The 12,596-nt window shown below is 45.5% G+C and carries 9 protein-coding genes; 3 read left to right on the forward strand and 6 right to left on the reverse strand.

Annotated features, from left to right (window positions below; genetic code table 11):
* Positions 1–61: 61 nt before the first annotated feature.
* Together argF and arcA are read right to left on the reverse strand one after the other, a co-directional pair.
* Positions 62–1,063: an ornithine carbamoyltransferase gene (argF, locus tag ST37_RS03335; protein ID WP_084883805.1), complete on the reverse strand. Its 1,002-nt coding sequence runs from the start codon at positions 1,061–1,063 to the stop codon at positions 62–64.
* A 126-nt stretch (positions 1,064–1,189) separates the two neighbouring features.
* The gene (gene arcA, locus ST37_RS03340; RefSeq protein WP_084883807.1) at positions 1,190–2,410 is read right to left on the reverse strand and encodes an arginine deiminase; all 1,221 of its coding nucleotides are present in this window, start codon (positions 2,408–2,410) and stop codon (positions 1,190–1,192) included.
* Positions 2,411–3,067: 657 nt separating this feature from the next.
* Here arcA and ST37_RS03345 point away from each other — a divergent pair.
* From ST37_RS03345 to ST37_RS03355, 3 genes are all read left to right on the forward strand, one after another.
* The gene (locus ST37_RS03345) at positions 3,068–5,044 is read left to right on the forward strand and encodes a methyl-accepting chemotaxis protein (protein ID WP_172400924.1); all 1,977 of its coding nucleotides are present in this window, start codon (positions 3,068–3,070) and stop codon (positions 5,042–5,044) included.
* 163 nt (positions 5,045–5,207) lie between these two features.
* Positions 5,208–5,624, forward strand: a complete 417-nt coding sequence (rraB, locus tag ST37_RS03350) for a ribonuclease E inhibitor RraB (protein WP_084883811.1) — start codon at positions 5,208–5,210, stop codon at positions 5,622–5,624.
* A 64-nt stretch (positions 5,625–5,688) separates the two neighbouring features.
* Complete coding sequence (locus ST37_RS03355; RefSeq protein ID WP_084883812.1) at positions 5,689–6,465, forward strand: beta-galactosidase; 777 nt, start codon at positions 5,689–5,691, stop codon at positions 6,463–6,465.
* Positions 6,466–6,475: 10 nt separating this feature from the next.
* On the opposite strand, the gene ST37_RS03360 is transcribed toward ST37_RS03355, so the two are convergent.
* From ST37_RS03360 to pepA, 4 genes are all read right to left on the reverse strand, one after another.
* Positions 6,476–6,859: a DUF2061 domain-containing protein gene (locus ST37_RS03360; RefSeq protein ID WP_084883814.1), complete on the reverse strand. Its 384-nt coding sequence runs from the start codon at positions 6,857–6,859 to the stop codon at positions 6,476–6,478.
* A gap of 441 nt (positions 6,860–7,300) precedes the next feature.
* Positions 7,301–10,159: a valine--tRNA ligase gene (locus ST37_RS03365; protein ID WP_084883816.1), complete on the reverse strand. Its 2,859-nt coding sequence runs from the start codon at positions 10,157–10,159 to the stop codon at positions 7,301–7,303.
* Between the two features lie 121 nt (positions 10,160–10,280).
* Positions 10,281–10,739: a DNA polymerase III subunit chi gene (locus tag ST37_RS03370; protein ID WP_084883818.1), complete on the reverse strand. Its 459-nt coding sequence runs from the start codon at positions 10,737–10,739 to the stop codon at positions 10,281–10,283.
* Between the two features lie 225 nt (positions 10,740–10,964).
* The gene (gene pepA / locus ST37_RS03375; RefSeq protein ID WP_084883819.1) at positions 10,965–12,473 is read right to left on the reverse strand and encodes a leucyl aminopeptidase; all 1,509 of its coding nucleotides are present in this window, start codon (positions 12,471–12,473) and stop codon (positions 10,965–10,967) included.
* Positions 12,474–12,596 lie beyond the last annotated feature (123 nt).

Genomic DNA, 12,596 nt, shown 5'->3' on the forward strand with positions numbered 1-12,596 from the left:
ATGAAAACGCAGCGATATGCCCTAATGGGCTGAATCACTGCGTGTTGAGTGCTCATACTTTTTACGCCAGTGTACTGACGAGAACGGCTTTAATGGTGTGAAGACGGTTTTCTGCTTGATCAAACACGATAGACTGTTTTGATTCGAAGACCTCTTCGTCGACTTCCAGCCCTTTCATATTAAATTCTTCTGCGACCTGTTTTCCGATGGTCGTTTCATCATTATGGAATGCGGGTAAACAGTGCATAAACTTGCTATCGGCTTTACCGGTTTTCGCCATTAAAGAAGCGTTTACCTGATAAGGCTTCATAATCTCGACACGTTCGGCCCATGCTTGCTTTGATTCGCCCATTGATACCCAAACGTCGGTATAGATGAAGTCGCATTCAGCTACGCCTTCGTCAACGGACTCGGTGAGAGTGATGGCTGAACCGCTTTGCTGTGCCAACTGCTGACACTCTTCGACAAGCGTTGCTTCTGGCCAGTAATCTTTAGGGCCCACCAAGTTAATGTCGACCCCCATTTTCGCTGCGCCTACCATTAACGAGTTTGCCACGTTGTTGCGCGCATCCCCTAAAAAAGCGAACTTAAGCTCATTAAGTTGTTTGCCTTTTCCGTGCTCAAGCATAGTTAGGAAGTCGGCCAGTATTTGAGTTGGGTGAAATTCGTCGGTCAGGCCATTCCACACCGGAACGCCGGCATAAGCACCTAGTTCTTCAACGCGCTCTTGCCCAAACCCGCGATACTGAATACCATCGTACATTCGGCCAAGCACCCTAGCGGTATCTTTCATCGACTCTTTCTCACCGATTTGTGAGCCGGTAGGTCCAATGTAGGTGACGTGAGCGCCTTGATCAAAAGCGGCAACTTCAAAAGCACATCGAGTTCGGGTTGAGGCTTTTTCAAAGATAAGTGCGATGTTTTTCCCCGACAACGTCGGTTTTTCATATCCTGCATACTTTGCTTTTTTTAGGTTTGCCGATTGATCGAGTAAGAATTGAATTTCTTCCGTTGTGTAATCAAGAAGTTTCAAAAAGTTACGATGCTTTAAATTAAATCCCATGGCCTCAACTCCATACACTGTCAGAAAATCATTTATACATAAAAATACATATAAAGTGAATTTTTATTTGATTTAAATCTAAAAAAGGGACTCGAAAGTCCCTTTTACTATACCTTGTTTTAGGGGCTATATACCATCACGCTCTATTGGGCAGCTCATACAACGAGCGCCACCACGACCACGGCCTAATTCGTTACCAGGAATAGTGAGGACCTGAATCCCTGCTTTGTCATATTTTTCATTGGTGTAGACGTTACGTTCGTAGCCAATGACCACCCCCGGCTTCACTGTGAGTACGTTATTGGCGTCGTTCCATTGTTCACGTTCGGCCTCAAAGCTGTCACCACCAGTGGTAATGATTTTTAGATAGTCTAGACCCAAAGCTTGCTCTATGGCGTGAATGTAGCTTGGTACTTGTTCCACTTTCATCTCATTGTCTTTACCAATATAGAGTCGCCATGTTTCTAAATCTTTGCGCATAATTTCTGGATAGACCGAGAAGGTGTCTACATCCATATGCGTCATGACGGTGTCCAGATGCATGCATGAGCGATGCTTAGGTAAATCAATCGCGATGACTTCTGTCGCTTGACCGGACTTAAATAGGTTGTAGGCTAAGTTTTCTACACCTTGTGGCGTGGTTCGCTCAGACATCCCAATTAACACCGCACCTTTACCGATAACCAAAACATCACCACCTTCAATATTGGCATTGTCGTAGTGCAAATCTTCGTCGCCAAAATAGTTCACAAACTCTTGATTGGCGAAAGTTGGGTGCCAGCGATAAATCGCACGTAGATGGTTAGTCTCACGTTGGCGAGCCGGCTTCATCATCGGGTTTAGTGATACCCCCCCGTAGACCCAGCATGATGTATCTCGGGTAAATAGATGGTTGGGGAGCGGCTCGATGATAAAATCGAGAGGGCGATGCATTTTCGGTAGCATCGACTGAGTGTCTAATTTGATTTCAGAATTCGCAAGACCACCTAAAAGCACAACCGCTAAGTGATGGTTATCCATTTCCGATAAATATTGCCTAAAGTCTCGCGCAAACAGTGGGCCATAACGGTAGTCAGATATTTGGGTGTCTAATAACCATTGCTTTGCTTCCGGGACGGCTAAGGTCTCTTCGAGTAGGTCGTGCAGTAGCAATACCTCAACGTCTTGCTCTCTCAACGTTTGGGCAAATTGGTCGTGCTCTTCTCCAGCTGCTTCTACAGCGAGTACGTCATCAAATAGCAGTTCGTGGCAGTTCGATGGGGTCAAATGGGTTAGGGCGCGCTCTGGGCGGTTTAGCAATACACGTCGTAATTGCCCAACTTCAGAGCCTACATACAGCTTACTCATGATAAATCCTTTTAATAGTGCGCTGCATGTTATGACAATATATTGTGTAAATTGCAAATCATATTGGTAACCAAATGTCTGGCATGGAGTGCCAATATTAGTCATTTATATCAACATATCGGTGTTTATAGAACACTTTGCAAAACAACCGACCAATCAGACAGGGCAATTAATTTAAGTATTTATTCAATAAACTGCATAATGAACGCCGTACCTTTTTGAATAAATAGGCACTCTGCGAGGATGTATACTCCAAATGGCGCTATTTATCCCTGCGGGTTGAATAATCGAAGCAACAGGCCAATGAGTGTCTAAGAATAGAATTGCACTTAGAACGGTTAGGAATGAGAATTGTTGATGATCTAAGCTAAAAACGATTATTCCGAATCTTACCGATTCAATCGCTCATTCTGAAAAGCATACAAATCAAGAGGTTTTTCCGATATTTACGTTACGTACGTCACGCTTTGTAATCGAATTTCGCCACTTTTCTGTTAGATTTTGTGACAAAGATAGGTTGAAAACTAAAGCTACAGCCCTTTCTGCCGATATGGAGTTAGGGTTCCATATATAGTGTGTTGTTTTAAAGAAAGAGACATGCTAACCAAATTTCGGGAGATACCAACCGTGCACCTTAGTCTAATACAGAGGATTGTGATGGGATTTGTGGTAGTTACATTATGTGCCATAACCATCAGCTTTTCTGCCTACTTTTCTCAGACCAAAATGGAGTCGCAAATGGAGCTAGCCGCTTCTACGTTGACTGGCTTTTTGGATGGGTCGAATACGTTGACCAAGCATGTCCAAGATGCGAATCGTCTGATGCTTGTTCATGCCAATACCGAATCGTTAGAAAAGCGCCAACAATTAGAGGCCTCTTTTGCTGAGACTAAGCAGCAGGTTAGTGCGCAGCAATCTATATTGTTGCAACAGTTGCAAGGCTACCCAAAGCTGATCGATACATTGTCTAATGTTAATGGTCAGGTAGAAGCGCTTATCGTTAACGCAGAGAGCCATCTGCAACTGCACAACCAGCGTACGCATGCTCGAGTTAAGTCTGCTACAGAGCTAAAAACCTTTGACGATGAGTGGATTTTTTTCTCTCAAGACATGGGTGACCTTCAAGCCGATGCCAAATTCGATGGCCTTAATTCTGCAGCATGGAACATCAGTTACATTGAGACCCAAGGTGCAGGCGCGAAAGGCTACATTCAGAGATTATTAAGTGTCGATACTGAAGAAGCGATTACCCCGATGGCGACGGAACTCGAAGGGTACTTAAGTCGCACCTTAGAAAAAGTCGACCCGTTATACGATGACATGCCAAGTTCAGAAGACTACCTTGCACCTTATGTGACGATCCTTAGTCGTGCGATTGCGAGTAACGATGGTATTTTGAAATTGCACCAGCAATACATCAGCCTGAACGAGCAGAGCAACCAAATGCTTTCAGTTACCGCGGAGCAAATGGATGTCATTGTTGGGGAGCTCGAAAACTTTACCGCAGTGATCCGTGGACTCTCTGAAGACGCAAAAGTCGAAGCTGGAAAAAGTGCTAAAAACTCAATTATGGTTAACAGCAGCTTATCTGTAGTGACTTTATTGATCGCACTTTTGGTGACTTTCTCTGTTGTGCGAGCAATTAAGACGCCGTTAGCCGCCATTCAAACGGCCCTGAGTAAATTATCAGAAGGCGATTTAACTCATAGCATCAACCAAACTTACCGCTCTGAATTGGGCGAAATTGCCAATAGCATCAATATTTTGTCGAACAAGCTAAGAGGCTTAATTGGTGAAATTCAAGAGGCTGATCAGCAAGTTACTGAAGTAGCAATCAACTCTCAAAAAATGAGTTCTCAAACACTTAGCGAAGTTCAAGCTCAGCAACATCAAACTGAATCAATGGCAGCCGCAGTGACCGAGATGGAACATGCGGTACATGAAGTGGCTACCCATGCCGTAGAATCAAGTGATGCAGTTGAAGAAGTGGTTGGCTTAGCAAATCAAAATATGTCGATTACTAAGACCAATGTTGAGTTTGTCGAAGGGTTACAGAGCTCATTGACGGAAGCGTCTGGCGTGATTCAACAGTTGTCGACTCAGTCTCAGCAAATTGATGAAATATTGACGGTTATTCAATCTATTAGTGAGCAAACTAACTTACTGGCGTTAAATGCAGCGATTGAAGCTGCCCGTGCGGGAGAGCATGGCCGAGGTTTTGCGGTCGTTGCTGACGAGGTTCGTTCATTGGCTACAAGAACTCAAGAATCGGCCAATGAGATAGGCTCGATGATTGAAAGCTTACAGGCGAACTCAACCAGTGCTGTGAAAATGGTAGAGAGTAACCTAAAGCAAGCACAATACTCTGTAGAGCAGAGTAGCCAAAGTCATGAGTCGCTCCAAGAAATGGTAGAAAAGCTTCGCATTGTGAATGATATGAGTCGATCCATAGCGACTGCTTCAGAAGAGCAAAGTGCCGTTGCCAAAGAGGTTGCCGAAAACATTGTTGGTATTTCTGATGTGGCGATGGGTATTGCCGACAATGCCAATGAATCAGTACGCAATAGTGAGTCACTCACTGTAGTCTCTCAAAAACAGAGTCAGCTAATCGCTCAGTTTAAGCTACCAGCATAGCTGAGCCACCTCACCTAACACCTGACCCACCAGTTCACTAACTGACTTATTTAGTGGGCTGATGGGTTTGTATTTTTTGTCTTGTGGTCACACAATGATCCATGTAGGATCGCCGTTAATTAACCGATTTATACCCACTCAACCTACCGTCTAGGAGCCTTGCATGTCTGAACAAGATGAGTACCTATCTGTCGAAGATTTCATCGAGATGCAGAAAGAAGATACCCGAGCGATTATCGACGAGCTGCTCAGTGATGGCAGCGAACCAGACTCTCTTTATCAAATCGAACACCACCTATTTGCTGAAAACTTCGAAACGCTAGAAAAAGCCGTTATCGAAGCATTTAAAATGGGTTTTGAAGTACTAGAAGCTGAAGAAAGTGAAGACGAAGACGGCAATAAATTGCTGTGCTGTGATGCGACCATGGAGTCTGCGCTGAATGCAGAAACCATTGATGCTCAGGTTGAAAAGCTCGTTAGACTTGCAGAGAAATATGACATCATCTACGACGGCTGGGGCACCTACTATGAAGGTGAAGATGCACTCGTCTATGATGAAGAAGACGACGAGCAAGAGTAACAACATTGAAGCTCACCGTTGGTGAGCTTTTTTTTAGCTGCATTTCGACGAAACAAGGACAGTTATGCAACTGCTGTTAAACGGACTTTGGCAACTCTCGCCATTAACAGATTTGTCTATCCCACAAGACGATCTAACTTTTCCCGGTCCATTGAGTGCGGTTTTGCCCGATACACTCAGTGAGCCTGAAATTGCTCAGCAAGAGTGGCATTTGATGCATGATATCGAAGTCACTGAAGAGATGCTTAATCACAACGTCATTGAGTTGGTGGTTGGTGGTGTTGATTATCACGCAGAGGTTCGACTTAACGGTATCGCCATGTTTGATTGTGATGGGCGCTCTATGAACTATCGCAAAGATGTAAGCAGTCAACTTACCCTTGGGCGAAATCGCATTGAAATGTTGTTTTTGGAAGAAGATGACGATGAATGGTTCGACGACCAAGATAGTGTCCCCCGCTTAGCGCCGGTCGATGAAAGAATGGGTGTTTGGCGAATGCCGTATCTTCAGTTTAGTCAGTACGTTAGGCTTGAAACCCTTCATATCGAACAAATCTGGCATCCCGTAGGTGGGTGCGAAGTGAAAGTGGATTTAATGTTTGCGATCGCAGCAATTGGGCTGGTATCTGCGAAGGTGAAGTTTAACGGAATGACATTGACCTTACCTTTGGATCTTCGACAAGATCATGCCACCGCGCTTTTTCAAGTTGATGCACCGGTGACTCAAGGCGAGGAGGCTAATTACTGTTTAGCCATTGAAATCGATGGGTATCAGGTGGAAGCTTGGATACCTCTTGCTCCAGAGGCACCCATCCAGACAGTGGCGCTATCGCAGCTCTAGTTTGATTGACTTAACTATGTGCGAAGTGAGTATGGGCTTGACTGCGTTTGATCCAGGCCTTTTCGTGAAAGTAATAAGCCACAGAGTTTAATGCAGGCTCTAGTGTTGCAATGATACCTCCGGCCAGTGCATCGCCGGTAAGCAGGTAAACCACTGTAAACGCAACACTAAAGTGAACGGTCGCAAAGCTTATAGTCTTTATGGTAGCCAGTTGCTTTCTGTTACTGTTGGCGGATCCTGCCCATACTTTTTCATGCAGATAGAATGCGCCAGTGTTTATTGTAGGCTCGATCATTGCGATCAAACTACCTAATAGAAGATCCCCAGTTAATGCGTAAGCAACGACAGTGGCGATAGTAAAATGGATAGCGGCGAAGCTGATTGTCTTGTTCATGATTAAAGTCTCTTTCCTGTCTGGTTGTTAACATTATTGATAATCATTCTCATTTAATCAAGCGGTATTTTGCAATTATTTTGATAGGTAATATCTATTAAAAGTTTCGCAATCATAGGTACGTATGTTATTACGAATAAACCTTTGAAAGCATGCGTGCAATTCATTGAAAGTTTGGGCTTATACCAACCAAGGATGAAAACTGACAACTCTTGCTTATTAAGAATACAGATAACAATGTCAAAAATTTTGCAGGTAGTACAACTACCTACGGTAGTTTCTCCCTTTTTTCTCAGTGACTTTTCCGGCGCAATTTTCTGACTGGTTACTGACTTCGGTTAGTACTAATTGGAGTTTCTTACGTCGCACTTTTTCGCTCAGACAGGTACAAAAAAAGGCCAATGAGTTTCCCCATTGGCCTTCTCGTTTTATGTCATCAGATTACAAAGCGGCAATCGTTGCTTTTTGCTCTTCAAGCTTAACCAACGTCTCTTTGTAGCCGTCGAGTTTTTCACGCTCTTTAGCCACAACTGCTTCAGGCGCTTTAGCCACAAACCCTTGGTTGTTTAGCTTACCTTCAAGACGTTTAATTTCGCCTTGGGTTTTCTTCACTTCCCCCTCAAGGCGTGCTAGCTCAGCGTCTTTGTCGATAAGACCTGCCATTGGGATCATTAGCTCAGACTTTGCAACCAGTGCAGTGGCGCACGCAGGCGTTTGCTCATCTGCGTCCAAGATACGTACTGACTCAAGTTTCGCAAGCGACACTAATACTTGTTTGTTGGCTTCAAGGCGCGCTGCATCTTTGGCATCAGCGGCTTTCAACATCACTTCCAAAGGTTTACCTGGATTGATGTCGTACTCAGCACGCAAGTTTCGGATGCTAGAGATAAACGCCTTCACCCACTCAATATCGTCTAGTGCTTCTTGATTGAAGTTAGCACCGTCGTACTGAGGTAGAGCTTGAGTCATGATTGTGTCGCCTTCAACACCGTCTACCAGCGGCATAATACTTTGCCAGATGGTTTCAGTGATGTAAGGGATCACTGGGTGAGCCAAACGCAAGGTTTTCTCAAGGACAGTAATCAAGGTGCGACGTGTACCACGCTGCTGAGCTTCTGTACCTTTCCACAATACTGGCTTGGTTAGCTCTAAGTACCAGTCACAGAATTGGTTCCAGATAAACTCATAAATGGTGTTTGCCGCCATATCCAGACGGTAGGTGTCTAGGTGAGCATTAAACTCTTTCGCCGCCAGTTCAAACTGAGACTCGATCCACTTGTCGGCTAATGAGTATTCAACCTCGTTGTCACCAAAACCACAGTCTTGATCTTCAGCATTCATCAGTACGTAACGGCTTGCATTCCACAACTTGTTACAGAAGTTACGATAGCCTTCTAGGCGCTTCATATCCCAGTTGATGTCACGACCCGTCGATGCCATTGCCGCAAGCGTGAAGCGGAGTGCGTCGGTACCGTATGGTTCAATGCCATCTTCAAAAGTTTTGCGGGTGTTCTTTTCAATCTTCGCGGCCAGTTTAGGCTGCATCATGTTACCGGTACGTTTTTGAACCAGTGACTCAAGATCAATACCATCAATCATGTCGATTGGGTCAAGCACATTACCTTTTGACTTAGACATCTTATCGCCGTTTTCATCACGGATAAGTCCAGTCATGTAAACGGTTTTGAACGGTACTTGTGACTTCCCATCTTCATCTTTACAGAAGTGCATGGTCATCATGATCATACGCGCAACCCAGAAGAAGATGATATCGAAGCCCGACACCAATACATCTGAAGGGTGGAACGTTTTAAGTGCCTCGGTATCTTCTGGCCAACCTTGAGTACCAAAAGTCCAAAGTGCCGATGAGAACCACGTATCCAATACGTCGTTGTCTTGGCGAAGAACCACTACAGGAGCAAGATTGTTCTTCTCACGTACTTCTTCTTCACTGCGTCCAACGTAAACTTTGCCATCGTTGTCGTACCAAGCTGGAATTCTGTGGCCCCACCAAAGCTGGCGAGAGATACACCAATCTTGTACATCACGCATCCACGCGAAATACATATTTTCGTACTGCTTAGGCACGAACTGAATGTCACCATCTTCTACCGCTTTAACAGCAGGCTCTGCTAGCGGTGCAGTGCGTACATACCATTGGTCTGTCAGCATTGGTTCAATAACCACACCACCACGGTCGCCGTAAGGAACAGTAAGATCGTGATCTTTGACTTCATCGAGCAAGCCTAGTTGCTCAAACTCCGCCACAATCGCTTTACGTGCTGCAAAGCGCTCTAATCCATGATACTGCTCAGGCATATCCGTAGCGTATTCAGTTGAAGCTTCACCGTTGGTGTTGAAGACTTCCGCTGCATCACGGATATTGGCGTCAAAAGTAAGGATATTGATCATAGGTAGGCTGTGTCGCTTGCCCACTTCGTAGTCATTGAAGTCGTGCGCAGGGGTGATTTTCACGCAGCCTGTACCCTTGTCCATATCTGCGTGCTCATCACCGACGATAGGGATAAGGCGATTAACCAGCGGAAGCAGTATTTGCTTACCAATGAGATCCTTGTAGCGAGGATCTTCTGGGTTAACGGCAACGCCAGTATCACCTAGCATGGTTTCTGGACGAGTGGTTGCCACGACGATGTAGTCTTTACCATCGGCTGTTTTAGCGCCATCCGCTAATGGATAGCGGAAGTGCCACATGAAGCCTTTTTTGTCTTTGTTTTCAACTTCCAGATCAGAAATGGCCGTGTGAAGTTTTGGGTCCCAGTTCACCAGGCGTTTGCCGCGGTAGATAAGATCTTCTTCAAACAGACGTACAAACACTTCTTGAGTGGCGGCTGATAATCCGTCATCCATAGTGAAGCGTTCACGATCCCAATCTACAGACGCACCTAAGCGGCGAAGCTGTTGCGTAATAGTGCCACCGGATTCCGCTTTCCATTCCCAAATTTTGTCAATGAAGGCTTCGCGACCGTAATCGTGTTTGGTTTTGCCTTCTTCGGCGGCGATTTTACGCTCAACCACCATTTGAGTCGCAATACCTGCGTGGTCAGTACCGACTTGCCAAAGCGTATTTTTGCCCTTCATGCGCTGTGCACGGATCAAAGTATCCATGATGGTGTCTTGGAATGCGTGGCCCATGTGCAGGCTACCTGTGACATTCGGCGGCGGGATCATGATGCTGTACGCTTCTTTGGTCGTGTCACCGTGCGGCTTAAAGTAGCCTTTATCTTCCCAAGCCTGGTAAAGCGCTTGTTCGATTGAAGTTGGGTTGTATGTCTTTTCCATAGTTCTCTTAAACTGGATACTTTTGATGGTTAATCAATGTCAAACGTCATAATTAACGGCTCTCGATAGCGCAAAAAAATGCCGCGTTATAAAGTCCGTTAGCTATGCAGTTTGACCCAAACTAGTGTGAGGTGTCGACGTTTACCGTCTGCACTTCGGCTCCTGCTTCTCGGTAGCGTTTGAATCGCTCACGAGCCGCTTGTTTCTGTTTTTCAGAGCAAGGGACAAATTCTATCACTTGTGATGCCGATCTCGCAAAAATTGTCTCGCTATTCTCTAGATTAATGTTGATCACAAGATTGCGATTAAAGCTGGGCTTTAAACCTTCATGGCCAATTTCAAGTGGTGAGCCGTACCGAGGGCCTTCTCCGATCAGGTTGTGGGCAATGAAATGTGTCGCGTTTTGAGCAAACAGTTTATCGTCCCAACGGTGTGCGTGAGATTTGTCTGCGCAGTTCAGATAGATTTTTGCGTTTTGCGATGCGAAGTGACCAAGCAAAAACAACACATACTCTTCAAACCCAGCATCGCTGCTTTGAGGCGAGTCGTCTTGCAGTACATAAAATGTCACAACGGTCATGATAGTGCTAGCTGTCCATATTGAATATTGAGGGATTAAAAAAGGGCCCGTAGGCCCTATGATACCAATCAAACCAATCATCTACGTAATCTAGCTTGTTAAAATCGCTGATACCGTCGTTAAAGATTTTGCCTTTAGGCCCACTAGCTACTGCAATCTTTGCTTAGTTATCAGCGATTTTACTGCGCCATCTTTACGCAGCTGATTAATTTAATTGGTATCTATTTACTCTTCCGAGTCTTGGCCACTTCGATTCACTAAGAATTGGACAAGCATTGGGACAGGACGTCCGGTCGAGCCTTTGGCGGCTCCAGACTTCCAAGCCGTACCCGCGATATCAATGTGTGCCCAGTTGTACTTCTTAGCAAACTTCGACAAGAAGCACCCTGCAGTGATAGTACCTGCTGCACGGCCACCGATATTTGCCATATCGGCAAATGGGCTCTTAAGCTGCTCATGGTACTCGTCAGCCATTGGCATACGCCACGCGCGATCACTCGCTTGCTCTGATGAGTTCACCAACTCGTGTGCCAATGGGTTGTGATTCGAAATCACACCACTAATGTGATGACCTAATGCAATAACACACGCACCAGTAAGCGTCGCTACGTCTACCACACATTCAGGATCGTAACGCTCGACATACGTCAGTGCATCACATAGAACCAAACGACCTTCTGCATCGGTGTTCAGTACTTCGACGGTTTGACCCGACATTGTGGTTAGGATGTCACCTGGACGGTACGCATTGCTGCCAGGCATGTTTTCACAACCTGCTAGGATGGCAACGACATTGATTGGTAAGTTAAGTTCGGCCAGTGCTTTCATGGTGCCAAATACTGACGCAGCGCCACACATGTCGTACTTCATCTCATCCATGCCTTCGCCAGGCTTAAGTGAAATACCGCCTGAGTCAAACGTTAGACCTTTACCGATCAATACAATAGGTTTGGTTTCAGGATCTGGGTGACCTTTGTACTCAATCACAGACATCATTGATTCGTTTTTAGAGCCTCGACCGACCGCAAGGTACGAAGTCATACCCAATTTTTCCATCTCTTGTTCGCCAATGATCTTGGTCGACACCGTCTCGAAGTCGTCGGCTAATCGGCGAGCTTGAGAAGCAAGATAAGCTGGGTTTGCTACGTTAGGCGGCATGTTGCCAAGATCTTTTGATGCTTTTACGCCCGTTGCTACAGCAAGACCGTGTGCAATGGCTTTTTCGCCAAGGTTAAGCTCGCGACGCGTAGGGACATTAAACACCAATTTGCGAAGAGGGCGACGCGTTTCAGGTTTAGCGCTTTTGAATTGATCGAAGGTGTATAAGCCGTCTTTGGTGGCTTCAACCGCCTGACGAACTTTCCAGTAGGTATCGCGACCTTTTACATGAAGTTCTGTTAAGAAACAGACCGCTTCCATAGAGCCAGTTTCGTTTAGTGTGCTAATGGTTTTTTGGATGATTTCTTTGTACTGGCGCTCGCCTAGCTCACGCTCTTTACCACAACCTACTAGCAATACGCGCTCTGAAAGTACACCAGGTACTTGGTGCAATAACAACATTTGGCCTGGCTTACCCTCTAGGTCGCCGCGGCGCAGCAGTGAGCTTAGGTAGCCATCACTGATCTTATCGAGTTGCTCTGCAACTGGAGAGAGACGACGTGGCTCAAAAACACCGACAACGATACATGCGCTGCGCTGTTTTTCTGGGCTGCCACTTTTTACACTAAACTCCATGCTAACTCCTACATCCTAAAGACAAATTGAACTAAATGATGGATAATGCAATGCTAACTTCTTGAGTTAGCTAACTTGTCGTATGGGCAACTAAGGGTTATGTTTACCGTTATAGGTTCCCTT

The organism is Vibrio sp. qd031 (genome assembly GCF_002100145.1).
GTDB lineage: Bacteria > Pseudomonadota > Gammaproteobacteria > Enterobacterales > Vibrionaceae > Vibrio.

Excerpts from the sequence above, each read along its gene's own strand:
- argF (WP_084883805.1), bottom strand. The coding sequence starts at position 1,063 with ATGGGATTTAATTTAAAGCATCGTAACTTTTTGAAACTTCTTGATTAC.
- arcA (WP_084883807.1), bottom strand. The coding sequence starts at position 2,410 with ATGAGTAAGCTGTATGTAGGCTCTGAAGTTGGGCAATTACGACGTGTA.
- ST37_RS03345 (WP_172400924.1), top strand. The coding sequence starts at position 3,068 with ATGGGATTTGTGGTAGTTACATTATGTGCCATAACCATCAGCTTTTCT.
- rraB (WP_084883811.1), top strand. The coding sequence starts at position 5,208 with ATGTCTGAACAAGATGAGTACCTATCTGTCGAAGATTTCATCGAGATG.
- ST37_RS03355 (WP_084883812.1), top strand. The coding sequence starts at position 5,689 with ATGCAACTGCTGTTAAACGGACTTTGGCAACTCTCGCCATTAACAGAT.
- ST37_RS03360 (WP_084883814.1), bottom strand. The coding sequence starts at position 6,859 with ATGAACAAGACAATCAGCTTCGCCGCTATCCATTTTACTATCGCCACT.
- ST37_RS03365 (WP_084883816.1), bottom strand. The coding sequence starts at position 10,159 with ATGGAAAAGACATACAACCCAACTTCAATCGAACAAGCGCTTTACCAG.
- ST37_RS03370 (WP_084883818.1), bottom strand. The coding sequence starts at position 10,739 with ATGACCGTTGTGACATTTTATGTACTGCAAGACGACTCGCCTCAAAGC.
- pepA (WP_084883819.1), bottom strand. The coding sequence starts at position 12,473 with ATGGAGTTTAGTGTAAAAAGTGGCAGCCCAGAAAAACAGCGCAGCGCA.